Source organism: Rhodoferax ferrireducens (assembly GCF_031458075.1).
Taxonomy (GTDB): Bacteria; Pseudomonadota; Gammaproteobacteria; order Burkholderiales; family Burkholderiaceae_C; genus Rhodoferax_B; species Rhodoferax_B ferrireducens_A.
Genome location: NZ_JAVDXT010000001.1, coordinates 1,286,138 through 1,311,604, shown reverse-complemented (window position 1 = coordinate 1,311,604; position 25,467 = coordinate 1,286,138). Strand labels below are relative to the sequence as shown.

The following is a 25,467-nucleotide window of genomic DNA, read 5'->3' as shown; positions in this document are numbered from 1 at the left end:
TGGAGAACTTCATGGCCAACAACGCAATCTTCGCCCGCCTGTCCAACCTGTGGACAGGCTTCATCTCCCTGTGGGTGTCCGACATCGAGAAAGAGCACCCTGAGATCGCCTACCAGAACGCGATCGCGTCGATGATCCAGAAGTACACCCAGCTGAAGGCGGCGACCGGCGCCATCATCGCCCGCCGCCTGGACATCACCTCCCGGCTGGAAACCCATGAACGCGAGTTGGCCAGCGTCAGCGCCGACCTGGAAACCGCGCTGGCCACCAACCAGGACGACCTGGCCGTGGTGCTGATCCAGAAGAAGAACGCACTCGACACCGCCCTCACCGACCTGCGCGCAGACGCCGCCCAGGCTACTGCCGACGCCGACAACGCCAAGGATTCGCTGATGCAGGTGAAGTCCGAGATCGACAAGCTCAAGGCCGAAAAAGACCGGATGCTGGCGCAAATGCACAGCGCCCAGGCGCGCATCAAGATCCAGGGCCAGCTGGATGGCCTGTCGGTGGATGCCGAAGTGCAGGCCCTGGGCGCGGTGCGCGACCACATCAAGGGCCAGGTCGCCCAGGCCAACCTGGGATCGGAACTGCAAAGCTCCGACCTCGACGTACGCCTGAACAAGCTGCGCCAAAGCAGTGCCAGCGTCACCGCCAAGGCACAGTTGGACGCCATGAAGCAGGCCCGCGCCGCCGCCCAGGCCACGCCCGCCAAAAACCTGTAAGCCCGCTCAAGCACCCACGATGGCCGCCCCCTCCACCACCCGCAACGCACTGCCCCGCTGGGCCGAAACCCTGAGACAGAAGTACCTGGCCGGGGAGGCTTCCACCTTTGTGCTGTACCGCAATGTGTTCGACAACTTCCTGGTCGGCGACACGCTGCACAACCTGCAGTCCTTCCTGGTCGCCGAGCTGTTCAAGGACACCAAGAAGCATGTCGTGGAGGTCAGCCTGGAACGTGGCATCCGCAGCCTGAGCGGTCTGCCCGGACTCGTCACCCACGGCGACGACGCCCCCGAGCTGCTGGCGGCCCTGCACACGCTGGAAACCCAGATGCGCACCGAGCAGTCCACTGCCGTCATCGTGCCCTATGCCGATGCGCTGCTGCCCGCCGGCGACCCCAGCTTCATGGCGCAGCAGGACCGGCAGATCTACCTGGCATTCCACCGCTGGTCGCTGGACAAGAGCCTGACCACTGGCGACAACATCACCATCCTGGTTACCGAATCGCTGAACGCCATCAACCCCGGCCTGCTGTCCAACCCCAAGGTCGCGGCCATCGAAATCCCCATGCCCGACCTGGCTTTGCGCCACAAGGTCATCGCGTTTCTGGCGCCCAAGCTCAGCGCGCAGCAAGTCAGCCTGTTCTCCGAGCGCACCGGCGGCCTGCGCACCGTGCAGTTGGCCAGCATCATGGCCAGCTCCGAAGGCCATGGGCTGAGCGAGCCGCAGCGGCGCGCGCTGATACTGCAGCTGCTGCAAGGCTCGGCCGATGCCGAACAGCGCGCCACCACGCTGGCCACCATCACGGCGGGCATGACACCGGCCGAGATCACCAAGCTCATCGAGCCCGAAAAAACCTTGCCGGTGGGCGATGCCAACGAGGAAGTGCTGAAAGTCATCCACGCCCGCAAGCGCGAAATGATCGAGAAAGAGTGCGCGGGCCTGATCGAGTTCATCGAACCCAAGCATGGCCTGGCATCGGTGGGCGGGCATGAAAACATCAAGCATGAGTTGCTGGCGATTGCCAAGAATCTCAAGGCCGGCGAAACCACCCTGACCCCCATGGGCCTGTTGGCCGTGGGCCCCATGGGCTCGGGCAAGACCTTCGTCATCAAGGCGTTCTTGAAGGAAGCCGGCTTGTCCGCCGTGGCGCTGAAGAACTTTCGATCCAAGTGGGTGGGCTCGACCGAGGCCAATCTGGAACGCGTGCTGGCCACTGTCAAAGCCATGGGGCCGATCGCCGTCATCATCGACGAAGGCGACCGCAGCTTTGGCTCGGGCGGCGGCGAAGGCGGCGACGACGGCACCAGTTCGCGCGTCATCGCCCGGCTCAAGGAATTCATGGCCGAGACGGAGAACCGCGGTCAGGTCTTGTTCGTGATGCTGACCAACCGGCCCGACAAACTGGACAGCGACATCAAGCGCCCCGGCCGGCTCGACCGCAAGATCCCGTTCTTCTACTGCGACTCGGCCGCCGAGCGCGCCCAGGTGCTGCAGGCCGTGCTGTCGCGCTACGGGGAAACCTGCGTTGCCAGTACCGAAGAGCTGCTCATGCTTTGCGAAACACTGCTCGGTTACTCGAACGCCGACCTGGAAGCCCTGGCCCTGCTGGCCGTGGAGCTGGCGCGCAACCAGGCCAGCCCCTTGAACGCCACCGTGCTCAGCGCCGCCGCACAAGACTTCATGCCGCCGCAGGAACGCGACATGATCGAATTCATGGAGCTGCTGGCCGTATCCGAAACCTCGCGGCGCAGCATGCTGCCCAAGCGCTACCGCGACATGGCGCTGGCCGACATCCAAAGCAACCTGATCGCTGCCAAACGGCGCGCCCTGGCGCGTTAACCACCTGCCCCAGCCACAGAAAATCATCCACGTTAGGAGACCACCATGCACAACATGCCCGACCAGAACCTCAGCCCCGCGCAAGTCGCCCTACTCACCAAGGCCATGCTCTCGGTAGCGTTGGTGGACGGCATCCACCCCGCCGAAGCGGCCTTGATCGGCCAGTTCTACGAAAGCTCACGTAGCGCAGACATGCCCACCACGGCCGCCATCATGGCCGACACCGCCAGCCCGTTTGACGCCCAGGCCTTCTTGCCCAGCACCGATGCCTTCGCCGACACGGTGGTGCTGATGTGCCTGATGACCGCCTACGCCGACGGCAGCCTGAGCAGCGCCGAACGCGAGCACGTGCAATCCATCGCCACCACCCTGGGTGTCAGCCCGGCCCGCTTTGAAGCCCACATCGCCCAGGTGCGCGACGAACTCGTGGGCGCACTGTCGCACCTGCCCGACACCGCATCGGTCGCGGCGGTGGTGCAAGAACTCAATGCTGCGGGCTAAAAGCCGGCTTTTTGCTGCGCTTTTAATAGCTGCTAGCGCAGGTAACGCCTGCGCCACAGCCACTTTCAACTCCATAAAATCCAGCTACCAGCCGTCCGACACCCAGATCCTCGACCGCCATGGCGAGCTGCTGCAGCGCCTGCGCACCGATGCCAGCGTGCGGCGCGGCCAGTGGGTGGCGCTGGCTGATGTGTCGCCGGCGCTGCGCACGGCGCTGGTGCTGAGCGAAGACAAGCGTTTTTACGAGCACAGCGGCGTGGACTGGCAGGCGGTGTCCAGCGCGGCCTGGGGCAATTTGTGGAACACCAAGACCCGTGGCGCGTCGACCATCACCATGCAGCTGGCCGGCCTGCTGGATGCGGACCTGAAGCCCAGCGCCGGCGGGCGCAGCGTGGTGCAGAAGATCGGCCAGACCGTATCGGCCCAGATGCTGGAACGCAGCTGGCGCAAGGACCAGATCCTCGAGGCCTACCTGAACCTGGTGCCGTTCCGCGGCGAGTTGGTCGGCATAGCTGCACTCAGCCAGACCTTGTTCGGCAAGGCCGCCCACGGCCTGGATGCACGCGAAGCCGCTGTCGCCGCCGCCCTGGTGCGTGCGCCGAACGCCAAGCTGGCGCAGGTCACGCAGCGCGCTTGCGGCGTGCTGCAGGCCATAGAGGCGAAAGCCGACTGCACCGGCCTGGACCTGTTCACCACCGCCGCGCTGCAGCGCCGGGCCTTTGACACCAACGAAGGCATCGCGCCGCACCTGGGCCGGCAACTCGCCAAAGGCACGGCACGCAGTATCACCACCAGCCTGCGCGCCCCCCTGCAACGCTTTGCGGTGCAGACCCTGCAGCAGCATCTGCGCGAGCTGCAAGGCCGGCATGTGGAAGACGGCGCCGTCGTGGTGCTGAACAACGCCAGCGGCGAGGTGCTGGCCTGGGTCGGTTCGTCCGGCACGCTGAGCGCGGCGGCCGAGGTCGATGGCGTAACGGCGCTGCGCCAGCCTGGCTCCACCCTCAAACCTTTTCTGTACGCCGAGGCCATTGCCGAGCGCCGCATCACCGCCGCCTCGCTGCTGGAAGACACGCCCACCCACATCCAGACCGCGGGCGGCCTGTACATCCCGCAGAACTACGACCACCAGTTCAAGGGCTGGGTGTCGACGCGCACCGCACTGGCCGCCTCGCTGAACGTGCCGGCAGTGCGCACCCTGGTGATGGTGTCGCCCGATGCGTTCTTCCGCCAACTGCAGGCGCTGGGCCTGCCGCTCAAGGAATCGGGCGGCTACTACGGCTACAGCCTGGCGCTGGGCAGCGCCGAAGTCTCGCTGCTGAACCTGGCCAACGCCTACCGCGCGCTGGGCAACGGCGGGCGCTATAGCGCGACCAGCTTCACGCCCAACGCCAAGCCGCAGTTCCGCCCCGCGCTGGACCCGCGCGCAGCCTTCATCGCCAGCGACATCCTGTCCGACCCGCTGGCGCGCAGCCGCACCTTCGGCAGCGACAGCCTGCTGGCCACACGCTTCTGGTCGGCGGTAAAAACCGGCACCAGCAAGGACATGCGCGACAACTGGGCCGTCGGCTACTCGCAGGCCTACACGGTCGGCGTGTGGGTTGGCAACGCCAGCGGCGCGCCGATGTGGGACGTCAGCGGCACCACAGGCGCCGCACCGGTCTGGGTCGCGGTGATGCAGTTCCTGCACAGCCGCCAGCCCAGCCGCGCACCTGTGCCACCCGCCGGCGTGCTGCAGGCCGCGGTGCAGTTCGGCGGCCAGGAGGCGGCGCGCAGCGAGTGGTTTATTGAGGGTACGCAGCAAACCCAGTTTGCTATGCATTCCGTAGCTGGTGGCGCAGATGGAAGCAGCGCTAACGGCCTAAAAGGCTTAGAAGTTGCGGCCCGCATCACCAGCCCGACCAGCGGCACCATCATCGCGCTGGACCCGGACATTCCGCCCGCCCACCAGCGCGTCAGCCTGCAGGCCGAAGGCAGCGGCCTGCGCTGGTGGATAGACGGCAAGCTGTTCGCCCCCGGCCCGTCGGCCCAGTGGCTGCCCTGGCCGGGTCGGCATGTGCTGCAGATCCGCAACGCGCGTGGCGAGGTGCTGGACAGCGTGCGGCTGGAAGTGCGCGGCGCCGGGCTGCGGGCGGCAACAAACACGCGCTAACCCCCTCACCCACAGGAAAACACATGAAAACCATAGGCCTGATCGGCGGCATGAGCTGGGAATCGACCATCCCTTACTACCGCGCGATCAACGAAACCGTGAAAGAGCAGCTGGGCGGCCTGCATTCGGCCAAGCTGGTGCTGGTCAGCGTCGACTTCTTTGAGATCGAGCGGCTGCAGCATGCGGGCGATTGGGACGCGGCCGGCGCGCTGCTGGCCGATGCGGCGCGTGCACTGCAGCGTGCCGGGGCCGACTGCGTGGTGGTCTGTACCAACACCATGCACAAGGTGGCGCCAGCCATCGAAGCGGCGGTCGGCATCCCGCTGCTGCACATTGCAGACCCAACGGCGGCGGCCATCCAGGCAGCCGGTTTGCACACCATCGGCCTACTGGGCACGCGCTTCACCATGGAGCAGGACTTCTACAAAGACCGCATGCAAACCCGCCACGGCCTGCGCATGCTGATGCCCGACACCGCCGGCCGCGACAGCGTGCACCGCATCATCTACGAAGAGCTGTGCCTGGGCCAGATCCTGCCGGCGTCGCGCCAAACCTACCGCGAGGTCATGGCCGGGCTGGTGGCCCGGGGCGCGCAAGCCATCATCCTGGGCTGCACCGAGATTGCGCTGCTGGTCGATGCCAGCGACGCCAGCGTGCCCTTGTTCGACACCACGGCCATCCATGCCCGCAGCGCGGCAGAGTGGGCCTTGCAAGACGCTCCAGGCTGAATTTTCAAGCCAAATCGGCCTCTGACGCAGATAACACCAGCGCTAGCAGCTATAAAAACTGAAGCAAAACCATAACCCATGGCCGCGGACCCGGCGCAGCGCCATCCTATAATTCAAATGCAAATTATTCGCGTTTAAATTAACTCTGCCGATTTTTTGGCAGCTGCCCCCATAGGATTTACTGCCCATGCCATTCCGTTCCCCTTCCCTGCTGCGCCGCTCCCTTATCCTGGCCCTCGGCCTGGGCCTAGCTTCACTGGCGGCGCAAGCCCAGAGCAGCAACGAGCCCCTGGTGATCTACAACGCCCAGCACGTCAGCTTGACGCAGGCCTGGGTCGAAGCCTTCACCCGCGAAACCGGCATCAAAGTGGTGGTGCGCAACGGCGGCGATGCCGACCTGGCAAACCAACTGGTGCAAGAAGGCGCGGCCTCGCCGGCCGATGTGTTCCTGACGGAAAACTCGCCCGCCATGTCCCTGGTGGACAACAACAAGCTGTTCGCGCCGCTGGACCCGGCCACCCTGGCCCAGATCCCCGCCGAATACCGCCCCGACCACGGCCGCTGGACCGGCATTGCCGCGCGCAGCACAGTGTTCGTCTACCGCAAGATCAAGTTCACGCGCGACACCCTGCCCAAATCCATGATGGACCTGGCCGATCCGGCCTGGAAAGGCCGCTTTGGCGCAGCACCGGCCGGGGCCGACTTCCAGGCCATCGTTAGCGCCGTGCTGCAGCTCAAGGGCGAAGAAGCCACCGCCACCTGGCTCAAGGGGCTGAAAGACAACGTGGTCACCTTCCGCGGTAACAGCGTGGCCATGAAGGCCACCAACGACGGCCAGGTCGATGGCGCCTTGATCTACCACTACTACTACTTTGGCGACATGTCCAAGGGCGGCGAGAACACCGAGAAAATCGGTGTGCACTACTTCCGCAACCAGGACCCGGGCGCCTTCGTCAGCGTCTCCGGCGGTGGCGTGCTGGCCTCCAGCAAGCGCCCCGCCCAGGCCCAGGCTTTTCTGAAATGGCTGACCGGCAAGGGCGGCCAGGAGATTCTGCGCAGCGGCAATTCGTTTGAATATGCCGTGGGCGTGGACGCCAAGTCGAACCGCAACCTGGTGCCGCTGGCCGAGCTGCAAGCGCCCAAGGTCGACATGTCCAAGCTCAACACCGGCAAGACCACCGACCTGATGCTGAAGGCCGGCCTGCTGTAGTAAGTCCTCGACGCCACGATATGGTGCTGGTCGATGACCGGGACCATGTTGTGGCCGTTGGCCACTGGCGGTGACTGACGATTTCAGTACAGTGTTCTTCTGAAAGCAATTTGGCGCAGGTTTTTGGAAGAAGCACTCAACAGGGCCATCAGCCCCAACCCCATCAATGCAAGAGAACTGGGCTCAGGCACGGATTGCGGAGGAAGATCCGGAACAAGCGCCAAAGAATCCAGACTAGCCCCTAACGATAGATTGATGGGGTTTCCACAATCCGTGCCGATACACGTGCGCGGGTTATATCCAAAAGTCAAAGATGAGAGTGAAGGGTCCATGCCCGAAAAATCGGGGAGCTGGGAAAAATCGGTCATGTTGCCCAACAAGGCGTTTCCGAGAACCTTTGCTAGCAGACCCAGATATGCCTGATCAACTGTATAGGCAGTGGGTTCGACGGGAGAAAAATAATTGGTAGTGGATAGCGATGAAGAGATGAGAACCGTATCCGAGCCAAGCGATGTATTCTGAAATGGTAAGACCCGTTCATATCCGACCATAGAACCATCATTGCCAATTGAATAATTGGCTTGCGCCGCGTACGAATCTCCCCATGAAGTGGAAAGGCTGAACGCACTCACTATGGGGCTGTACACATCGGTATACGCGCTGCAAACATTGGACGTGGCAAAGTCACATCCGCCATGGCTCATTCCATAGCTTCCATAGAATAAAGAACCGAAACTCTCTAAAAAACTGCTTGCATTGCCGGTGTAGACAAAAGTACCCGACACATGCCCACCCACTTTGGAACTATCGCTTACTCCATAAGCGGAGTAACTGGTCACAGTTCCGGTAAACGCATACGTCGTTGGGGTTGCCCCTACGTCAAGCGCAGTCAGCAGGGAAAAGATCGCGAGTCCTGTTTTCAGCATACCGCCACTCCCCTAAATATCGCCACTGGCATGCACTACTGACTCAAGCGGCGGTCCTGCACTATCCGTTAACAATTGGAAAAGTGTGGGCAAAAATAGTTACAAACATGCAACACAAGTAACATATTCTTAGGCCGTACCGGTAGAGCCGTAGCCCCCCTCCCCGCGCTCGGACGCGGGGAACTCGGTGACGATGTTGAACTGGGCCTGCACTACCGGCACGATCACCAGCTGGGCCAGCCGCTCCATCGGCTCGATGGTGAAGGGCACCGTGCTGCGGTTCCAGGCGCTGACCATCAGCTGGCCCTGGTAATCGCTATCGATCAACCCGACCAGATTGCCCAGCACGATGCCGTGCTTGTGGCCTAGACCCGAGCGCGGCAGTATCAGCGCCGCATAGCCGGGGTCGCACAAATGGATGGCGATGCCGGTAGGCACCAGCTGCCAGGCGTTGGCCTGCAGGGTCAGCGGCGCATCCAGGCAGGCGCGCAGGTCCAGGCCGGCGCTGCCGGGGGTCGCATAGGCTGGCAGCTGCTCTGCCATGCGGGGGTCGAGAATTTTGACGTCGATTTTCATGGGGATGTGTGCAAGCGCTTGGCGATTTCGGCAACCAGTTGCCGCGCCAGGCTGAGTTTGGAGGCATGGGGGAGCTCGGTAGCGCTCAGCGCGTCTACCAGCAGCAACGCATTTTCGTCTTTGCCGAAAGTCGCCGGGCCGATGTTGCCCACCAACAGCGGCACGCCTTTGCGGGCGCGCTTGGCCTGGGCGTTGGCCAGCAGGTCCTGGCTCTCGGCGGCGAAGCCTACGCAGTACAGGGCGCCGCTCAAAGCGCGGGCAGATTGGGCCACGGTGGCCAAAATGTCGGTGTTCTCGACGAACTGCAGCTGCGGCGTGGCACCCGAGCCGTCTTTCTTGATCTTCTGCTCGGCCGCTTGCGCGGGCCGCCAGTCGGCCACCGCGGCAGTCGCTACAAATAGCGTAGCTGCCTGCGCATGTTGGACCACCGCTGCGAGCATATTTTGTGCAGATTTCACATCGATGCGGTTGACGCCGCGCGGCGTGGCCAAGGCCACCGGGCCGGCCACCAAGGTGACGTCGGCCCCAGCCTCGCGGGCCGCGCGGGCGATGGCGAAACCCATCTTGCCGCTGGACAGATTGGTGATGCCGCGCACCGGGTCGATGGCCTCGTAGGTGGGCCCGGCGGTGACCAGCAGGCGCTGGCCGGCCAGGGACTTGGGACGGAAGAAGGCAATCAGGTCCTCGACCATCTCGGCCGGCTCCAGCATCCGGCCGTCGCCGATTTCGCCGCAGGCCTGCGGGCCGTTACCGACTCCCAGCAGGGTCGCGCCGTCTTCGGCCAGCTGCGCCATATTCCGCTGGGTGGCGGGGTGCACCCACATTTCGCGGTTCATGGCCGGGGCGATCAGCAGCGGCGCGGTGGCGATGGGCCGGGCCAGGCACAGCAGGCTCAGCAGTTCGTCCGACCGCCCCTGCACCAGCCGCGCCATGAAGTCGGCGCTGCAGGGCGCGATCAGGATCGCATCGGCCTCGCGGCTCAGGTTGATGTGCGGCATGGTGTTGGGCTCGCGCGCATCCCACTGCGAGCCATACACCGGCCGGCCACTGAGCGCCTGCATGGTGGTAGTCGTAATGAACTGGGCGGCGGCCTCGGTCATCACCACCTGTACGGTGGCACCCTGCTTGATCAACAGCCGGCAGAGTTCGGCCGACTTGTAGCAGGCAATGCCGCCGGTGAGGCCCAGCACGATGTGCTTGCCTGCCAGGTCGCCATCGGCCGAAAGAAGTGTGTTGGGGTTCATGGCGGGCAATGTAGCAGAGCAGAACCGCCTAATTCACGCCCTTATAATCACCATTTCCACCTCCTCGGGATTACGTCCCGACTTTGAGATGACCAAATTTGTCTTCGTCACCGGCGGTGTCGTGTCTTCCCTCGGCAAGGGAATCGCTTCAGCCTCTCTTGCAGCTCTTCTCGAATCGCGTGGCCTCAAAGTCACCCTCATCAAGCTGGACCCCTACCTCAACGTAGACCCCGGCACCATGTCGCCGCTGCAGCACGGCGAAGTTTTCGTCACCGATGACGGCGCAGAAACCGACCTGGACTTGGGCCACTACGAGCGTTTCGTTGAAACGCGCATGCGCAAGTCCAACAACTTCACCACCGGCCAGATCTACCAAAGCGTGCTCGACAAAGAGCGCCGCGGCGACTACCTGGGCAAGACCGTGCAGGTCATCCCGCACGTGACCAACGAAATCCAGGAATTCATCAAGCGCGGTGCGCGCTTTGGCGAAGCCGATGCGGTGGACGTGGCCATTGTCGAAGTCGGCGGCACCGTGGGCGACATCGAGTCCCTGCCCTTCCTGGAAGCTGTGCGCCAGATGAGCCTGAAGCTCGGCCCGAACAACACAGCCTTCGTGCACCTCAGCTACCTGCCGTGGATTGCCGCCGCTGGCGAGCTGAAGACCAAGCCCACCCAGCACACCGCCAAGCAACTGCGCGAAATCGGCATCCAGGCCGATGTGCTGCTGTGCCGCGCCGACCGCCCGATTCCGCAAGAAGAGCGCTCCAAGATCTCGCTGTTCTCCAACGTCGCCGAATGGGGTGTGATCTCCATGTGGGACGTGGACACCATCTACAAAGTGCCGCGCATGCTGCACGAGCAAGGCCTGGACGGCCTGATCTGCGACAAGCTGCGCCTGAATACCCCGCCCGCCAACCTCAAGCGCTGGGACGACCTGGTCTATGAGACCGAGCACCCCAAGGGCGAAGTCAACATCGCCATGGTCGGCAAGTACGTGGACCTGAGCGACAGCTACAAGTCGCTGAACGAAGCGCTGCGCCACGCCGGCATGAAAAACCATGTGCGGGTCAAGATCAACTACATCGACTCCGAAACCATCACCCCGGCCACCGTGTCCCGGCTCGGCGGTTTTGACGCGGTGCTGGTGCCCGGCGGCTTCGGCAAGCGCGGCATCGAAGGCAAGATCTGCGCGGCCCGCTTTGCGCGCGAACACAAGGTACCGTACCTGGGCATCTGCCTGGGCATGCAGGTCGCCACCATCGAGTTCGCCCGCCATGTGGCCGGCCTGAACGATGCCAACAGCACCGAGTTCGAACCCGAAACGCCCCACCCGGTGATCGCCCTGATCAACGAGTGGAAAGACGCCGACGGCACCATCAAGACCCGCGACGAACACTCCGACCTGGGCGGCACCATGCGCCTGGGCGCGCAAAGCTCCGACGTGGCGCCTGGCACGGTGGCCCACAGCATCTACGGTGACGTGGTCACCGAACGGCACCGCCACCGGTATGAGGCCAACGTCAACTACCTGGACCGCTTGCGCGAGGCCGGCCTGGTGATTTCGGCGCTGACCCAGCGCGAACAGCTGACCGAAATGGTCGAGCTGCCGCAGAGCCAACACCCCTGGTTTGTGGGCGTGCAGTTCCACCCCGAATTCAAGTCCACCCCCTGGAACGGCCACCCGCTGTTCAACGCCTTCGTGAAAGCCTCGCTGGACCACCAAGGAGCCAAGAAATGAAACTGTGTGGATTTGACATCGGCCTGGACAAGCCCTTCTTCCTGATCGCCGGCCCCTGCGTGATCGAATCCGAGCAGCTGCAGATGGACACCGCCGGCACGCTGAAGGAAATCACCACCGAACTCGGGATTCCCTTCATCTTCAAGAGCAGCTTCGACAAGGCCAACCGCAGCAGCGGCAACACCTTCCGCGGCCCGGGCATGGAAAAAGGCCTAGAAATCCTGGCCAAGGTGAAGCGCGAGCTCGGTCTGCCGGTATTGACCGACATCCATGACGAATCGCAGATCGCCCATGTCGCCAGTGTTGTCGACGTATTGCAGACCCCGGCCTTTCTGTGCCGCCAGACCGATTTCATCCGTGCCGTCGCCCAAAGCGGCAAGCCGGTGAACATCAAGAAGGGCCAGTTTCTGGCCCCCGGCGACATGAAGAACGTGATCGACAAGGCCCGCGCTGCCGCCAAGGAAGTCGGCCTGAACGAAGACAACTTCATGGCCTGTGAACGCGGCGCCAGCTTTGGCTACAACAACCTGGTCAGCGATATGCGCAGCCTGGCCATCATGCGCGAAACCCACGCCCCCGTGGTGTTCGACGCCACCCACTCGGTGCAGCTGCCTGGCGGCCAAGGCACCAGCAGTGGCGGTCAGCGCGAGATGGTGCCGGTGCTGGCACGTGCGGCAGTCGCTGTAGGCGTGGCCGGTGTGTTCATGGAAACCCACCCGGACCCAAGCAAGGCCATGAGCGACGGCCCCAACGCCGTGCCGCTGAAACACATGCGCGCCCTGCTGGAAACCCTGGTGGCGCTGGACCGCGTGACCAAGAAGAACGGCTACCTGGAAAACAGCTTCTCGGCATGAACCTGGTGCGCGCGTTGGTTACGTACCCCGAACAATCGGCACGCAAGCAGCCGCGCAGCCCCCAAGCCATGCAAAAATCCGTTGTTGAGCTCCAGGCCCTTAGCCAGGCTAGCCATGCCCGATTTTTATTTAACTAGGAAGACAAAAAATGAGTGCAATTGTTGACATCGTCGCCCGTGAAATCCTGGATTCGCGCGGTAACCCCACCGTGGAATGTGACGTGCTGCTGGAATCCGGCACCATGGGCCGCGCGGCTGTGCCGTCGGGCGCATCCACCGGCTCGCGCGAAGCCATCGAACTGCGCGATGGCGACAAGAAGCGCTACCTGGGCAAGGGCGTGCTGAAGGCCGTCGAGCACATCAACACCGAAATCTCCGAAGCCATCCTGGGCCTGGACGCGTCCGAGCAAGCCTTCCTGGACAAGACCCTGATCGACCTGGACGGCACCGAAAACAAGTCCCGCCTGGGCGCCAACGCCATGTTGGCTGTATCGATGGCCGTGGCCCGCGCTGCGGCCGAAGAATCCGGCCTGCCGCTGTACCGCTACTTCGGCGGCATGGGCGGCATGCAATTGCCGGTGCCTATGATGAACGTCATCAACGGCGGCGCCCACGCAAACAACAGCCTGGACCTGCAAGAGTTCATGATCATCCCGGTGGGCGCACCCAGCTTCCGTGAAGCCCTGCGCTACGGCGCCGAAGTGTTCCACGCGCTGAAGAAGATCCTGCACGACCGTGGCATCAGCACCGCCGTCGGCGACGAAGGTGGCTTTGCCCCTAGCGTGGAAAACCACGAAGCTGCGATCCAGCTGATCCTGGAAGCCATCACCCTGGCCGGCTACACCGCTGGCGAAGACATTGTGCTGGGCCTGGACTGCGCCGCCAGCGAGTTCTACAAGGACGGCCAGTACGTGCTGGAAGGCGAAGGCGGCATCAAGCTGTCGGCCGCCCAATGGACCGACATGCTGGCCACCTGGTGCGACAAGTACCCCATTATCAGCATCGAAGACGGCATGGCCGAAGGCGACTGGGACGGCTGGAAGCTGCTGACCGACCGCCTGGGCAAGAAGGTGCAGATCGTCGGCGACGACCTGTTCGTCACCAACACCAAGATCCTGCAAGAAGGTATCGACAAGGGCATCGCTAACTCGATCCTGATCAAGATCAACCAGATCGGCACCCTGACAGAAACCTTCGCCGCGATTGAGATGGCCAAGCGCGCCGGCTACACCGCCGTGATCTCGCACCGCTCGGGCGAAACCGAAGACTCGACGATTGCCGACATCGCCGTGGGCACCAACGCCGGCCAGATCAAGACCGGTTCGCTGAGCCGCTCCGACCGCATGGCCAAGTACAACCAGCTGCTGCGCATCGAAGAAGACCTGGGCGACGTGGCCACCTACCCCGGTCGCAAAGCCTTCTACAACCTGCGCTAACCGGTCCACTGCTGCGCCATGGCCTCTCGCGTTGTGCCTGTGATCTTGCTAGCGCTGCTAGGGATATTGCATGCGCAACTCTGGTTCGGGCGCGGTAGCATTTCCGAAGTCAGCCGCCTGCAGCAGAAGCTGGAGGCGCAAAAGATCCACAACGACGAGGCGCAGCGGGTCAACGACCAGCTCAGCGCCGAAGTCCGCGATCTGCAAGAAGGTTTGGAAATGGTGGAAGAACGTGCCCGCTTCGAGCTGGGCATGGTCAAGTCCAACGAAATCTTCGTCCACATCACAACAAAGTAAGTTGATCAAAATTGCTTTGCTGGGTGCCGAGAGCACGGGCAAGACCCAGCTGGCCGAAGCCCTCAGCGCCGCCTTGCGCAGCCAGGGCCACAGCGTTTCCCATATCCCCGAATACTTGCGCCTGTGGTGCGACACCGCAGGCCGCATGCCGTGTGCCGATGAGCAATGGGGAATAGCCGACGCGCAAACCGCGCGTATCGCCCAAGCTCCCGCCGCCACCTACCTGATTGCCGACACCACCGCGCTGGTGACCGCCGTCTACAGCGACTTGCTATTTGGCGACGACAGCTTGTACGCCATGGCGTTGCAGCAGCAACGCAACTTCGATCTGACGCTGCTGATGGGGCTGGACCTGCCCTGGACTGCCGACCCCCAGCGTGACGGCCCACACAGCCAGGCCCCGGTGGATGGCCGCCTGCGCGCCGCGTTGGCCCGGGGCAATCTGCCCTACCAAGTGGTCTACGGCAAAGATCTGGCCCGCAGCCAGAATGCGCTGCATGCTATCGAATCGATAGCGGCTGGCGCAGGTGGAATCAGCGCCAGAGGCCGATTTTCGTCAAAAAGTAATACGCCCTGGGTCTGGAACTGCGAAAAGTGCAGCGACCCGGAGTGCGAGCACCGGCTGTTCAGCGGCCTATTGAACCGCTGACGGCCCGGGCAACGTGGCGTCGGGCGTGGTGAATAGCTGGGCCGCATCTACAGCGTCAAAGCGGTACTGCTTGCCGCAGAATTCACAGGCCACTTCCACCTGGTTGCTCTCGGCCAGAATGCCCTCCACCTCCTCGGTGCCCAGGCTGCGGATCATCGCGCCCACGCGGTCGCGGCTGCAGGTGCAGGCAAACTTGGGCGCGGTGGGGCCGATGTGCGGGCTGAACATCAACACTTGCTCTTCCCAGAACAAACGCCGCAAGATGGTGTCCACGTCCAGGGTCAGCAGCTCTTCGCGCTTCAGCGTGGAGGCCAGGTGGGCGATGCGGTTGTAGTGCTCGCTCTGGCCGATTTCGTCCTCGTTCTCCTGGCTCACCAGGCTGCCGGCCAGGTTCTTCTCGCCCTTGACCGGCAGGCGCTGGATCAGCAGGCCCGCAGCCACCTGCTCGTCGGCCGCCAGCACCATCAAGGTGTCGAGCTGCTCGCTTTGCAGCATGTAGTGCTGCAGCACGTCGCTCAGCTTTTCCAGCTTTTCCTTCCGGTCACCAAACAGCGGCACCACGCCCTGGTAGGCCTGCTGGCCAGGGAATTTGTCCTTTGGGTCCAGGGTGATGGCGCAGCGGCCTTCGTTGTGCACGTTGACCATCTGGCTCAGGCTGGCGCCCACCGGCACCTCGCCCATCACGCTGGCGGTGGTGCGCAGGCTCAGGTCGGGCTGCACTTCGACCACGGCCAGCTTGACCGGGCCGTCGCCAAAAATCTGCAGCACTACCGCGCCGTTGAACTTGATGTTGGACTGCATCAGCACGCCGGCCGCCGTCATCTCGCCCAGCAACTCGGCCACTGGCGCCGGATACGGCCCGGTGGTGCTGTTGGAGGCGCGGCGCTGCAGGATCTCTTGCCAGGCGTCGGTCAGGCGCACGATGCAGCCACGCACCGGCAGGCCGTCGAATAGGAATTTATGGAGTTCAGACAAGGTAATTTCCCCGGACTATTGGGCTACTAGGATATGGATAAGCTGCCGCTTGGGCTTTCTACAATTGTAGGTATGGAACTCCGACACCGCGCACTGCAAGCCCTGTGCCTTAGCGATCCTGCAGAAAAAGTGGCTGCGGCGCAATTACTACAAGCGCAGGCAGCTACGCTTTCAATAGCAAAAACCAATTTCACGCCCTTCGGCAATCCGCCGGGCCGCCCGCCCCTCCCACAGCTGGTCGAGCGCGTCAGCAAACCGCAGCGCTCGCCCTTCACCCCCGACGGTCTGGCCACGCTGCTGCACACCGTGGCGCATATCGAATTCAACGCCATTAACCTGGCGCTGGACGCCGCCTGGCGCTTCGACGGCATGCCCGACGCCTTCTACCGCGACTGGGTGCGCGTGGCGGCCGAAGAGGCCCAGCACTTCAGCCTGCTGCGCAGCCATCTGCAAAGCCTGCAGGGCCACGACGGCCGGCGCTGGGACTACGGCGACTTCCCGGCCCACGACGGGCTGTGGACGGTCTGCGCCGCCACCAGCGTCGATGTGGTGGCCCGCATGGCCCTGGTGCCGCGCACCCTGGAGGCCCGTGGCCTGGACGCCACGCCGCTGATCCAGGCCAAGCTGCGCCGCGTCGCCACACCGCAGGCGCTGCGCGCGGTGGAGATTCTGGACACCATCCTGCACGACGAAGTCGGCCATGTGGCCATCGGCAACCGCTGGTACCGCTGGCTGTGCGAGCGCGACGGCTGGGAGCCGGTCGCGCATTACCGCCTGCTGGCCGAACGCTACGACGCGCCCCAGCCCAAGCCGCCGTTCAACACCCAGGCCCGGCTGCAGGCCGGGTTTACCGACGAAGAGCTGGCGATTCTGTTGGCCAGCTAGCTCAGGCTGCAACGTTTTTGGGTTTGTTCCACGTGTAGACCGCGGTGACGGCGTAGTTCCATACTGCTCCGACCACAATGCCCGCCAGTGCCGCCAACGCCCAATTGGTCGTGTTTTCACGGAACAAGTAGGTGGCAATACCCACATTGGCCGCCGCCCCGAAGGAACAGGCAATAGAGAACGATATCCACCCCTTGACCAGACCCCAACCAGTGAGGCGACGGTCGCGGTAGGTGAAGGCATTGTTCAGCAGAAAATTGAAGGCCATGGTCACCACCGAGGCCGCGATCTGGCCATTCGCAAAATCGACCTCCATGCCTTTGAACAGTGCCAACAGAATGAGCATGTGTACCAGCACACCCAACCCGCCGATCATCGCAAACGGGATGAAGCGCACCGGCACATAGCGGCCGATGGATTTGTCCAGCAGCAGCATCAGGTACTCCCAGGCGACCATTGAATCGAGCTTGCTTTCGCCCGAGAACCGGCTCTTGAAGGTATACCCCAACTCCAGAAAACGCATGGGCCGCGGCACCGATGCGAACAGATCCAGCAAAATCTTGAAACCGATGCCCGACAGATTCGGCATCGCCTCGTACAGCACCTCGCGGCGCAGCATGAAAAAGCCGCTCATGGGGTCGCGCAAATCGGCCTTCACGACAGTGCTGGCAAGCCGTGTGGCAATACGGCTGATCTTGGCGCGCTCGGCATCCCATTCGCCCACACTGCCCTGGTCCACATAGCGGCTGCCGACCACAATATCCAGTTGGCCCGTCTGCAGCTCACGCAACATAGCCGGCAGCAGGGTTTCGTCGTGCTGCAGATCGGCGTCCATCACCGCAACATAGGGCGCACTGGACGCCAACATGCCTTCGACGCAGGCAGTGGACAAACCCCGGCGTCCTATGCGATGCACCAGCCGCACCCGGGCATCCTGCAATGCCAGTTCACGCACGACCTGGGCGGTGCCGTCCGGGGAATTGTCGTCAACAAAGATGGCCTCCCACCGAACCTGGTCCATGCAATCGCCTATCCGGCGCAGCAGCTCGGCGATATTGCTTTTCTCATTGAAAGTCGGAACAACGATGGACAACTGGACGCCAGGGAGGAAATTTTGCATAGTGGTCGATCCATGGAATGAAACGGCTTAATTTGCTTTCAACTCTGTACCTATTCCGACCAGTTCGGCGCCCAGCGGCAGTGCAGGAGACTGCAGCTCACCCAGGAACTGGTAAATGCGCAGGCGTTTATCGGCCTGGTTGAAATTCGCCGTGGTGCGGATTTCCTGCACCAACGCAAAGCGGCTACGGTCCTCGAGTAGCGAGGACAACGCGGCCATGGACGGCAAGTCTTGCCAAAAATCCGGGTCGTACACGATATAGCGCACGCCATGCTGGTGGAAAAACTCGGAAATCCTCTCGCCGGTCAGTTGCCGGTCCTGGATCCCGCGTTCGCGCTCGATGGAGACACGGAACAGCAACTTGTCTGCCCGAGCCACACTGACATCGCCACGCTTGCCTGCCCGCATATTGAAGATGAAGCTGCCATCGCGGTTGCCTGAAAACAGCACCACGCTATCGGCTGGCGCATGCTCCAGTACATAAGCAGCCGCCTGTTCATAACCACGCACAAATTGAATCGGCCGGTAGGCAATCGACCAAGCCAGCAAACCCACTGCTAGCAGCACAGCACTTGCCTGCCCCCCATACGCATACCGCACTGAAGCCAAATGCTGGATGGCCAGAACCGCGAACAAGGGCAAAGGCAGCAATGCCATCAAATCGTGGCGCGGCTCGCGCACCATGATGAATGAGAAAAACAGATAGCCGCACACCAGCCACGCCAGCAGTAACACCATGTGCGCACGCGGCAGGCGCCAGGCCGGACGGACACAGCAACCGCCGATATAAATCAGCGCCAGAACCACCGTAGGCCAGCCCAGTTGTGCGGGCAGCACCGAAGCGTAATATGTCCAAGCGGCCAAGCTCAGGCGGGACATGTCAGCCCGCTGGCTGCCACCCAGCAGCGACGCGGAATTGACTTGGCCAAACTTGAGCTGCAAAAAAATCAGCGGCGCAATCAACACCAGAGCCAATAAAGTTGCGCCCCAGACATGGCGGTTGCCGAGAACCCGCCGCCCCTGCCCGGCCCACAGACCCAATGCCATGGCGGGAATCACAAACAAGGGGGTTTGCTTGGTGTACAAGGCCAACGCCAACAGCAACACGCTGGAATAGAGATCACGCGGGCGTTCCTGGTCCAGGTAACGCACAAACACGAGCACCATCGCCACCAACCAGGCGTACGTCGGGATGTCCAACATGACCTGCCGACCCCAGAAAGTGATTTCTGGTGCCCCCACCAGCAGCAAGCCTGCAGCCAGCGCCAGCAGTCCCCCCACCCAACGCCGGGCCAATCCGTAATACAAGCACCCCAGCAAAAGGTAAAAAACTGCAACCGTGCCCTGTGCAACCGGATGTGAAAACCCAAAAACCGCGTAAGCCAGCGCCAGGGCACCCGAGAACAAAGGGGGGTAGAAAAGAACCGTCAGCGCCGGGTACTGGAGGTAATAGCGGACCGCAAAGCCCCGCGGGTCAGCCATCGGCAGATGGGCTAAAAAGTCATGCACGAAAATGCCATTCAAGGCATGGCGGGGTGCATCGCTCCAGACAAAATCGCCCTCCACGGGCGCATGCAAATAAAGAACAATGGTGGCAACAGCAAAAACGATGAATACACCCGCGATCCGCAGGTAGTGCCGGCAGCGATTCAATCCTATTGCACTAATCATGTCCGCATGCGCCCACGACCACTCCCCCATCCATTTTTACGAGGATTGCAAGCCCAACTCCAAGCTTAGGGCTAGCTTCGTGAGCTACTATAAGCGTAAGTCCACTGATGCCATCCATCAGATGATCAACACGTTCCTTATTGAAGCGATCCAAGTTGTTTCTTGACTTCGTCTTAGCCTGCAACCCATGCCACCATCTGACATATCCGACCCCACTGCTCCTCAAGCCACGGGCATGATCGTGATCGCCCGCCAACCTATCGTGGACGCGCAGCGTTCCGTAGTGGCCTACGAGCTGTTTGACCGCTCGACCGCAGCCCACAATGCGGCCAGCGATGTAGCGCTGATCTTCAATGCCATGACCCACACCGGCAACGAGTCGCTGGTCGGCAAGGTCACGATCTTCGTCAATTGCACGCATGAAAGCCTGGCTGGCGGCCATCTGGACCTGATCCAGCCCGACAAGGTGGTACTCGAGGTCGGCCCGGTACCCGGCCATGCGCCGGAAGAAATTGAAGTCCGCAAGCACACCCTGATAGAGCTGCGCAAGCGCGGCTTCCGGCTGGCCTTCAACCACACGGTGCTGGCGCCGGTCTACGCCTCCTGGCAGCCGCTGGCCGACTACGTCAAGCTGGACCTGATGGCCCTCAAGCCCGAACAGCTGCAAGTCATCGTGGCCGCCGTCAAAACCCGCACCAAGGCCGCAGTCATCGCCGAAAAGGTAGAAACCGCCGAACAATTCAGCGCCCTGGCCGCCTATGGCGCCACCCTGTTCCAGGGCTACTGGTTCGCCCGCCCGGATGTCATCAAAACCCGGGTGGTGACCCCGAGCCAGGCCCATGTGCTGCAGCTGATCAACCTGGTGCGCAACCAGGCCAGCACCGAAGAAATCGAAGCTGTGCTGAAAAAAGACGCCATGCTGGGTTTCAATTTGATGCGGTTGATCAACTCCTCTGGCTTTGGGCTGACCCGCGAAATTACCTCGTTCCGCCAGGCCGTGATGCTGATGGGCCTGAAAAAGCTGTTCCGCTGGGCCGCCCTGCTGCTCACCGCCTCGCGGGCCAACGGCACCTCGGCCGCGGTCGGCACCATGGCCGTGGTGCGGGGCCGGATGATGGAGCTGCTGGCCAAAGGCAATATGACAGACGAGGAAACCGATGGGGCCTTTGTGGTCGGCATCTTCTCTTTGCTCGACGTGATGCTTGGCATGCCGCTGGAGCAGGCACTGGAGCTGCTGTCGCTGCCGCCGGCGGTCACCGAGGCGCTACAACACGGCACAGGCATCTACGGCCCGATGCTGGCCCTGACCAAGGCCTGCGAAAGCAATGACGACGAAGCCTTCACCGCCGCCGCCAACGCCATGCAGTTCTCCAACCACCACATCAATATGGCCCATATGGAGGCTCTGGCTTGGGCAGACACCCTGTCGATCTAGGGTCAACCCGGGTATAAGTTTCCCTTGCCGAGCCGTTCTTCCCTAAAATTGGATTTAATTGGCCCCCGCGGCCCGAAGTAACCACTACGCAATGTCCACCATACCCGACGAACTCCAAGGCTCGAAACAGCCGTCTGACGCTGAAGAAGACAGCCATGTGCTGATCGCGCGCCAGGCCATCGTGGATGAGAACCGCGCCGTATTCGGCTATGAGCTGTATGACCGCTCCACGCCCAGCCAAGGCTACACCGCCGACAGCGATGCGGCCTTGCTGTTCAACGCGTTATCGTTCGCCGACACCGAGACGCTGGTGGGGCAAAAGCTGGTTTTCATCAACTGCACACTGGCCAGCCTGGCCGGCGGCCACCTGGAGCTGATCCACCCCGACAAGGTGGTGCTGGAAGTGCCGCCAGTGCCGGGCAACCTGCCCGAAGACATTGAAAGCCATGCCGTGGTGCTGGAAGACCTGCGCAAGCGCGGCTTCAAGTTTGCCTTCAACCACTCGGTGCTGACCCGCGGATATGCGCCCTGGCGGGCCCTGGCTTCGTTCGTCAAGCTCGACATGACGGTGCTCAAGCCGGAAATGGTGCAACCCTTTGTAAAGTTCGCCACTGCCAACACCACTGCCCAGCTGATTGCCGAAAAAGTAGAAACCGCCGAACAGCACCAACTACTGACCAGCTACGGCATCAAGCTATTCCAGGGCTACTGGTTCGCCAAGCCGGCGCTGGTCAAGGCGCAAACCATACGCCCCTCGCAGGCCACCATCCTGCAGCTGATCAATCTGGTGCGCAAACAAGCCACCACCGCCGAGATCGAAGAGCTGCTCAAGCGCGATCCGACTTTGTCGTTCAACCTGCTGCGCTTCATCAACTCGTCCGGCTTTGGCCTGAACTGCGAGATCACCTCGTTCCGCCACGCGGTGATGATCCTGGGCCTGAAAAAGCTGTTCCGCTGGGCCGCGCTGCTGATGACCACCTCGCGCAACGGCGGCGCGCCGCCGGCCGTGGGCCAGACCGCCGTGGTACGCGGCCGCCTGATGGAGCTGCTGACCGCCGAAATGCTGTCGCCCGAAGACTGCGACAACGCCTTTGTGGTCGGGGTCTTCTCCCTGCTCGACGCCATGCTTGGCGTGCCGCTGGCCAAGGCCCTGGAATCCGTAGCCCTGCCCCAGCCGGTGCTCGACGCCCTGCTGTACCGCACCGGCGTGTTCGCCCCCTTCCTGGCGCTCACAGAGGCCTGTGAAAGCGGCGACGACGAAGTCTTCGGCCGCACCGCCGAAGCTCTGCACCTGTCCAACAAGCAGGTCAACTGGGCGCATCTGCAAGCCCTGGCCTGGGCCGAGTCGCTGGCCGCCGACTAAAGCGCGGGCCGCCTGCGTAGCTCGGCGCTATGCTTTTTCAGTAAAAATTCAATAGCTGCCAGCGTAGGCTGTTACTGCGGTAACAGCCTTTTTTATGCCTGAAAAATGGCTTCAAACTTGCACAGCCAACGAGCGCCCCGTGCAGCACAGACAAGCTGCCGCGCACTCGCTGTAGCGCCCCTCCTCCATCCGCTTCACTTGCTGCAGCGCAACATCATCTTTTGTTGACAGGCCAAACTAAGCTCTTCTATGATCGTCTTTCATAATACCAAAGACATATTGGAGACAAGACGTGGCAGGCATTCAACTGAACCGGGTCAGCAAGCACTACGGCAACGTAGCGGTGATGAACGATCTGAGCCTGGACATCGCGCAAGGCGAATTCCTGGTCTTCCTCGGCCCCTCGGGCTGCGGCAAATCGACACTGCTGCGCATGATGGCCGGCCTGGAACCGGTGACCGCGGGCAGCATCACCATCGCCGGGCGCGACGTAACCGACCTGCCGCCCGGCCAGCGCGGCGTGGCCATGGTGTTCCAGCACTATGCGCTGTACCCGCACATGAGCGTGTACGACAACATGGCCTTCGGCATGCGCAACATCGGCCTGGCCGAGGCCGAGATCGGCACCCGCATCACCGACGCCGCCCGCATGCTGGAACTGGAGCCCCTGCTGCAGCGCAAGCCCGGTCAGTTGTCGGGCGGGCAGCGCCAGCGGGTGGCGATTGGCCGCTCCATCGTCAAGAACCCCAGCGCGTTCTTGTTTGACGAACCGCTGTCGAATCTGGACGCCGCTCTGCGCACCCGCACCCGGGTCGAGCTGGCACGGCTGCATCAACGGCTGCAATCGACCATGGTGTTCGTCACCCACGACCAGGTCGAAGCCATGACGCTGGCGACCCGCATCGTGGTGATGAACAAAGGGAAGATCGAGCAGATCGGCGCGCCCATGGACATCTACCGCCGCCCGGCCACGCGTTTTGTGGCCGGCTTCATTGGCCAGCCGGCGATGAACTTCTTAGACACCGAACGCATGGCCCCGCAAGACGGCCGGCTGTGCCTGCAACTGGCCCATGGCAGTGTGCTGCGCACCACGCTGATGGATGCCGACGTGCCGCAGACCGGTCCGCTGACCCTGGGCATTCGCGCCGAATCCATCACCGTAGACCCGCAAGGCGAGCTGCCCGGCCGCATCGACATCGTGGAGCGACTGGGCGACCGTACGCTGGTGCACGTAGGCCTGGCCGATGGCAGCAGCGTGGTGGCCGAAGCCCACCGCGACAGTGCGGCCGCTCCCGGCGAAGCCGTGGCGCTGCGCATCGACAGCGCACGCCTGCATGTGTTCGACGCGGCGGGCCTGGCCCACCACGCGCCGCTGTAAGGCCTGCCATGCAAAAACCCCGCAAACAACCCAAGCACTGGGGCAACGCCTTGTTCGTGCTGCCCTTTCTGGTGGTCTACGTCCTGCTGCTGGTACTGCCGCTGGCCACCGGCTGGTGGCTAAGCCTGCGCGACGTGGACATGCTGGCCGACACCAGCGACTTCATCGGCCTGAAGAACTACGCCGACCTGCTGCACGACGACATCTTCATGGGCGCGGTGCGCAACACCTTTTACTTTGTGGCCATGACGACGCCGGTATTCGTCGCACTAGGCCTGGCGCTTGCCTTGGCTTTAAACCGTCCTGGGCGCACCGGTGCTGCGCTACGCGCTATCTTTTTTGGGTCATCGGTGCTGTCGGTCACCATCGTCACCCTGGTCTGGCGGCTGGTATTGATGCCCGACCGGGGCCTGCTGTCGAACCTGATGCAGGGTATGGGCCTGGCACCGATTGCACCCCTGGTCAGCGAGACCCTGGCCCTGCCGTCGGTGGCGCTGGTCACCGTATGGTGGATTATTGGCCTGCCGATGATGCTGTTCCTGGCCGCGCTGCAGCAGATCCCGCAAGAGATGTACGAGGCCGCCGCGCTGGACAACGCCGGCCGCTGGCGCACCTTTGTGTCCATCACCCTGCCGTCGATCAAGCGCACGGTGGCGCTGGTAGCGGTGATCGAGGTGATACAGCAATTCCAGCTGTTCGGCCAGTCCTATCTGATGACGGCCGGCGGGCCCAACAACACCTCGCGCCCCATCGTCCAGTTCATTTATGAGACCGGCTTCCGGCAGTGGGCGCTGGGCTACTCGGCCGCCGCCGCCCAGGTGCTGTTTGTGCTGATGCTGCTCGGCGTCAGCCTGCAAGCCTGGCTGAACCGCCGCAACGCATAAAGGAACCCCGCAATGTCAAATATGGTTGGAAAAGGCTGGGGCGACCGGCTGGTGCTGGGTGCGGCGATCGCGCTGGCCTGCCTGTGGGTTGCACCCTTGCTGTGGGTTCTGGTGCTGTCGTTCAAACCCAATGACGTGCTGGCAGCACGCACCGATGTGCTGTTTGCACCGCCGTTCACGCTGAAGAACTACAGCGACATCCTGGGCACGTCATCGGTGTTCCGCTGGCTGATGAACAGCGCCATCGTGTCGCTGGGCCAGACCTTTCTGACGCTGGTGATCGCCTCGCTGGCCGGCTATGGCTTTGCCCGCACCACGTTTCCGGGCCGGCGCATCTTGTTTGCGTTCGTGCTGGCCGGGCTGGCCGTGCCCGAGCAGGCCATCATCGTGCCGCTGCACCGCATGTTTGCCGACCTGGAGCTGCACAACACCTATAGCGCCCTGATCCTGCCGCGGCTGGCCGCACCGTTTGGCGTGTACCTGATGGCCCAGTATTTCAAAGGCATACCGGTGGAGCTGGAAGAAGCCGCGCTGCTGGACAACGCCTCGCGCCTGAAGATCTTCTGGCGCATCATCCTGCCGCTATCGGTACCGGCGCAGGCCACGCTGGGCATCTTCACCTTCCTGAATTCGTGGAACGACTACCTGTGGCCGCTGGTGTCGGCATCCAAGTCGGAGATGTACACCATCACCCTGGGCCTGGCCTCGACGCAATCGAACTTTGCCCAAAGTGAAGGCATTGGCTACCTGATGTCGCAGGCGGTGTTTGCCGGGCTGCCGCTGTTCATCCTGTACCTGTTCTTCCAGAAATACATCGTCACCGCAGTCGCCGGCACCGCCGTGCGCTGACACACCCCAAACGGGGCAGCGCCGATCCGCTGCACATG

Annotated in this window: 23 protein-coding genes; 17 read left to right on the top strand and 6 right to left on the bottom strand. The window is 62.7% G+C overall.

From position 1 onward, the window contains the following. Window positions 1-11 precede the first annotated feature (11 nt). From J2X19_RS06200 to J2X19_RS06175, 6 genes are all read left to right on the top strand, one after another. A complete protein-coding gene (locus J2X19_RS06200) occupies window positions 12-722 on the top strand; it encodes a PspA/IM30 family protein (protein WP_310371591.1) in 711 nt (236 codons plus the stop codon). A gap of 19 nt (window positions 723-741) precedes the next feature. Continuing rightward, complete coding sequence (locus J2X19_RS06195; protein ID WP_310371588.1) at window positions 742-2,562, top strand: AAA family ATPase; 1,821 nt, start codon at window positions 742-744, stop codon at window positions 2,560-2,562. A gap of 45 nt (window positions 2,563-2,607) precedes the next feature. Next, a complete protein-coding gene (locus tag J2X19_RS06190) occupies window positions 2,608-3,063 on the top strand; it encodes a TerB family tellurite resistance protein (protein WP_116604317.1) in 456 nt (151 codons plus the stop codon). Next, window positions 3,050-5,212: a penicillin-binding protein 1C gene (gene pbpC, locus J2X19_RS06185; protein ID WP_310371586.1), complete on the top strand. Its 2,163-nt coding sequence runs from the start codon at window positions 3,050-3,052 to the stop codon at window positions 5,210-5,212. The genes J2X19_RS06190 and pbpC overlap by 14 nt, the downstream gene beginning before the upstream one ends. A gap of 23 nt (window positions 5,213-5,235) precedes the next feature. Beyond that, window positions 5,236-5,940, top strand: coding sequence for an aspartate/glutamate racemase family protein (locus J2X19_RS06180; RefSeq protein ID WP_310371584.1), 705 nt, complete (start codon window positions 5,236-5,238; stop codon window positions 5,938-5,940). A 187-nt stretch (window positions 5,941-6,127) separates the two neighbouring features. Next, a complete protein-coding gene (locus J2X19_RS06175) occupies window positions 6,128-7,150 on the top strand; it encodes an iron ABC transporter substrate-binding protein (RefSeq protein WP_310371580.1) in 1,023 nt (340 codons plus the stop codon). An 83-nt stretch (window positions 7,151-7,233) separates the two neighbouring features. Here the strand turns inward: J2X19_RS06175 and J2X19_RS06170 are convergent, their stop codons facing one another. The 3 genes from J2X19_RS06170 to coaBC all read right to left on the bottom strand — a co-directional run bounded on the left by J2X19_RS06170 (window position 7,234) and on the right by coaBC (window position 9,896). Further along, a complete protein-coding gene (locus tag J2X19_RS06170) occupies window positions 7,234-8,076 on the bottom strand; it encodes a PEP-CTERM sorting domain-containing protein (protein WP_310371579.1) in 843 nt (280 codons plus the stop codon). A 129-nt stretch (window positions 8,077-8,205) separates the two neighbouring features. Then, a complete protein-coding gene (gene dut / locus J2X19_RS06165; RefSeq protein ID WP_116604321.1) occupies window positions 8,206-8,652 on the bottom strand; it encodes a dUTP diphosphatase in 447 nt (148 codons plus the stop codon). Beyond that, window positions 8,649-9,896, bottom strand: coding sequence for a bifunctional phosphopantothenoylcysteine decarboxylase/phosphopantothenate--cysteine ligase CoaBC (gene coaBC / locus J2X19_RS06160; RefSeq protein ID WP_310371576.1), 1,248 nt, complete (start codon window positions 9,894-9,896; stop codon window positions 8,649-8,651). The genes dut and coaBC overlap by 4 nt, the downstream gene beginning before the upstream one ends. 88 nt (window positions 9,897-9,984) lie before the next feature. On the opposite strand from coaBC, the gene J2X19_RS06155 reads away from it, so the two are divergent. From J2X19_RS06155 to J2X19_RS06135, 5 genes are all read left to right on the top strand, one after another. Then, complete coding sequence (locus tag J2X19_RS06155; protein ID WP_310371573.1) at window positions 9,985-11,634, top strand: CTP synthase; 1,650 nt, start codon at window positions 9,985-9,987, stop codon at window positions 11,632-11,634. After that, on the top strand, window positions 11,631-12,488 hold the full coding sequence (kdsA, locus tag J2X19_RS06150; protein ID WP_310371571.1) for a 3-deoxy-8-phosphooctulonate synthase: 858 nt from the start codon (window positions 11,631-11,633) through the stop codon (window positions 12,486-12,488). Before J2X19_RS06155 ends, kdsA begins: the two co-directional genes overlap by 4 nt. 148 nt (window positions 12,489-12,636) lie before the next feature. Then, window positions 12,637-13,923, top strand: a complete 1,287-nt coding sequence (eno, locus tag J2X19_RS06145) for a phosphopyruvate hydratase (protein WP_116604325.1) — start codon at window positions 12,637-12,639, stop codon at window positions 13,921-13,923. 18 nt (window positions 13,924-13,941) lie between these two features. Beyond that, on the top strand, window positions 13,942-14,220 hold the full coding sequence (locus tag J2X19_RS06140; RefSeq protein ID WP_116604326.1) for a septum formation initiator family protein: 279 nt from the start codon (window positions 13,942-13,944) through the stop codon (window positions 14,218-14,220). Window position 14,221: 1 nt separating this feature from the next. Then, window positions 14,222-14,869, top strand: coding sequence for an AAA family ATPase (locus tag J2X19_RS06135; RefSeq protein ID WP_310371568.1), 648 nt, complete (start codon window positions 14,222-14,224; stop codon window positions 14,867-14,869). Here J2X19_RS06135 and hslO read toward each other — a convergent pair. Then, window positions 14,855-15,844, bottom strand: coding sequence for an Hsp33 family molecular chaperone HslO (gene hslO, locus J2X19_RS06130; protein ID WP_116604327.1), 990 nt, complete (start codon window positions 15,842-15,844; stop codon window positions 14,855-14,857). The genes J2X19_RS06135 and hslO overlap by 15 nt on opposite strands. Window positions 15,845-15,916: 72 nt before the next feature. Here hslO and J2X19_RS06125 point away from each other — a divergent pair, with 72 nt between their 5' ends. Continuing rightward, window positions 15,917-16,729 carry a ferritin-like domain-containing protein gene (locus J2X19_RS06125; RefSeq protein ID WP_310371564.1) on the top strand — a complete coding sequence of 271 codons (813 nt, stop codon included), beginning with the start codon at window positions 15,917-15,919 and terminating at the stop codon, window positions 16,727-16,729. 1 nt (window position 16,730) lies between these two features. On the opposite strand, the gene J2X19_RS06120 is transcribed toward J2X19_RS06125, so the two are convergent. Next, complete coding sequence (locus J2X19_RS06120) at window positions 16,731-17,849, bottom strand: glycosyltransferase family 2 protein (RefSeq protein WP_116604329.1); 1,119 nt, start codon at window positions 17,847-17,849, stop codon at window positions 16,731-16,733. Between the two features lie 27 nt (window positions 17,850-17,876). After that, window positions 17,877-19,520: a glycosyltransferase family 39 protein gene (locus tag J2X19_RS06115; RefSeq protein ID WP_310371562.1), complete on the bottom strand. Its 1,644-nt coding sequence runs from the start codon at window positions 19,518-19,520 to the stop codon at window positions 17,877-17,879. 187 nt (window positions 19,521-19,707) lie between these two features. On the opposite strand from J2X19_RS06115, the gene J2X19_RS06110 reads away from it, so the two are divergent. The 5 genes from J2X19_RS06110 (at window position 19,708) to J2X19_RS06090 (ending at window position 25,429) form a co-directional block, all read left to right on the top strand. Beyond that, entirely contained in the window at window positions 19,708-20,955 is a 1,248-nt protein-coding gene (locus J2X19_RS06110; protein ID WP_116604331.1) for an EAL and HDOD domain-containing protein, read from the top strand. Window positions 20,956-21,046: 91 nt separating this feature from the next. Further along, window positions 21,047-22,318 carry an EAL and HDOD domain-containing protein gene (locus tag J2X19_RS06105; RefSeq protein WP_116604332.1) on the top strand — a complete coding sequence of 424 codons (1,272 nt, stop codon included), beginning with the start codon at window positions 21,047-21,049 and terminating at the stop codon, window positions 22,316-22,318. A 292-nt stretch (window positions 22,319-22,610) separates the two neighbouring features. Beyond that, entirely contained in the window at window positions 22,611-23,696 is a 1,086-nt protein-coding gene (locus J2X19_RS06100) for an ABC transporter ATP-binding protein (RefSeq protein WP_310371557.1), read from the top strand. A gap of 8 nt (window positions 23,697-23,704) precedes the next feature. Further along, window positions 23,705-24,580 (top strand): carbohydrate ABC transporter permease, encoded by an 876-nt coding sequence (locus J2X19_RS06095; RefSeq protein ID WP_310371555.1) that lies wholly within the window; start codon window positions 23,705-23,707, stop codon window positions 24,578-24,580. A 12-nt stretch (window positions 24,581-24,592) separates the two neighbouring features. Then, a complete protein-coding gene (locus J2X19_RS06090; protein WP_310371553.1) occupies window positions 24,593-25,429 on the top strand; it encodes a carbohydrate ABC transporter permease in 837 nt (278 codons plus the stop codon). Window positions 25,430-25,467: the final 38 nt, after the last annotated feature.

Bases quoted from the DNA above. Each gene is read 5' to 3' on its own strand.
- J2X19_RS06200 (WP_310371591.1), top strand. From the start codon at position 12: ATGGCCAACAACGCAATCTTCGCCCGCCTGTCCAACCTGTGGACAGGC.
- J2X19_RS06195 (WP_310371588.1), top strand. From the start codon at position 742: ATGGCCGCCCCCTCCACCACCCGCAACGCACTGCCCCGCTGGGCCGAA.
- J2X19_RS06190 (WP_116604317.1), top strand. From the start codon at position 2,608: ATGCACAACATGCCCGACCAGAACCTCAGCCCCGCGCAAGTCGCCCTA.
- pbpC (WP_310371586.1), top strand. From the start codon at position 3,050: ATGCTGCGGGCTAAAAGCCGGCTTTTTGCTGCGCTTTTAATAGCTGCT.
- J2X19_RS06180 (WP_310371584.1), top strand. From the start codon at position 5,236: ATGAAAACCATAGGCCTGATCGGCGGCATGAGCTGGGAATCGACCATC.
- J2X19_RS06175 (WP_310371580.1), top strand. From the start codon at position 6,128: ATGCCATTCCGTTCCCCTTCCCTGCTGCGCCGCTCCCTTATCCTGGCC.
- J2X19_RS06170 (WP_310371579.1), bottom strand. From the start codon at position 8,076: ATGCTGAAAACAGGACTCGCGATCTTTTCCCTGCTGACTGCGCTTGAC.
- dut (WP_116604321.1), bottom strand. From the start codon at position 8,652: ATGAAAATCGACGTCAAAATTCTCGACCCCCGCATGGCAGAGCAGCTG.
- coaBC (WP_310371576.1), bottom strand. From the start codon at position 9,896: ATGAACCCCAACACACTTCTTTCGGCCGATGGCGACCTGGCAGGCAAG.
- J2X19_RS06155 (WP_310371573.1), top strand. From the start codon at position 9,985: ATGACCAAATTTGTCTTCGTCACCGGCGGTGTCGTGTCTTCCCTCGGC.
- kdsA (WP_310371571.1), top strand. From the start codon at position 11,631: ATGAAACTGTGTGGATTTGACATCGGCCTGGACAAGCCCTTCTTCCTG.
- eno (WP_116604325.1), top strand. From the start codon at position 12,637: ATGAGTGCAATTGTTGACATCGTCGCCCGTGAAATCCTGGATTCGCGC.
- J2X19_RS06140 (WP_116604326.1), top strand. From the start codon at position 13,942: ATGGCCTCTCGCGTTGTGCCTGTGATCTTGCTAGCGCTGCTAGGGATA.
- J2X19_RS06125 (WP_310371564.1), top strand. From the start codon at position 15,917: ATGGAACTCCGACACCGCGCACTGCAAGCCCTGTGCCTTAGCGATCCT.
- J2X19_RS06120 (WP_116604329.1), bottom strand. From the start codon at position 17,849: ATGCAAAATTTCCTCCCTGGCGTCCAGTTGTCCATCGTTGTTCCGACT.
- J2X19_RS06115 (WP_310371562.1), bottom strand. From the start codon at position 19,520: ATGATTAGTGCAATAGGATTGAATCGCTGCCGGCACTACCTGCGGATC.
- J2X19_RS06110 (WP_116604331.1), top strand. From the start codon at position 19,708: ATGCCACCATCTGACATATCCGACCCCACTGCTCCTCAAGCCACGGGC.
- J2X19_RS06105 (WP_116604332.1), top strand. From the start codon at position 21,047: ATGTCCACCATACCCGACGAACTCCAAGGCTCGAAACAGCCGTCTGAC.
- J2X19_RS06095 (WP_310371555.1), top strand. From the start codon at position 23,705: ATGCAAAAACCCCGCAAACAACCCAAGCACTGGGGCAACGCCTTGTTC.
- J2X19_RS06090 (WP_310371553.1), top strand. From the start codon at position 24,593: ATGTCAAATATGGTTGGAAAAGGCTGGGGCGACCGGCTGGTGCTGGGT.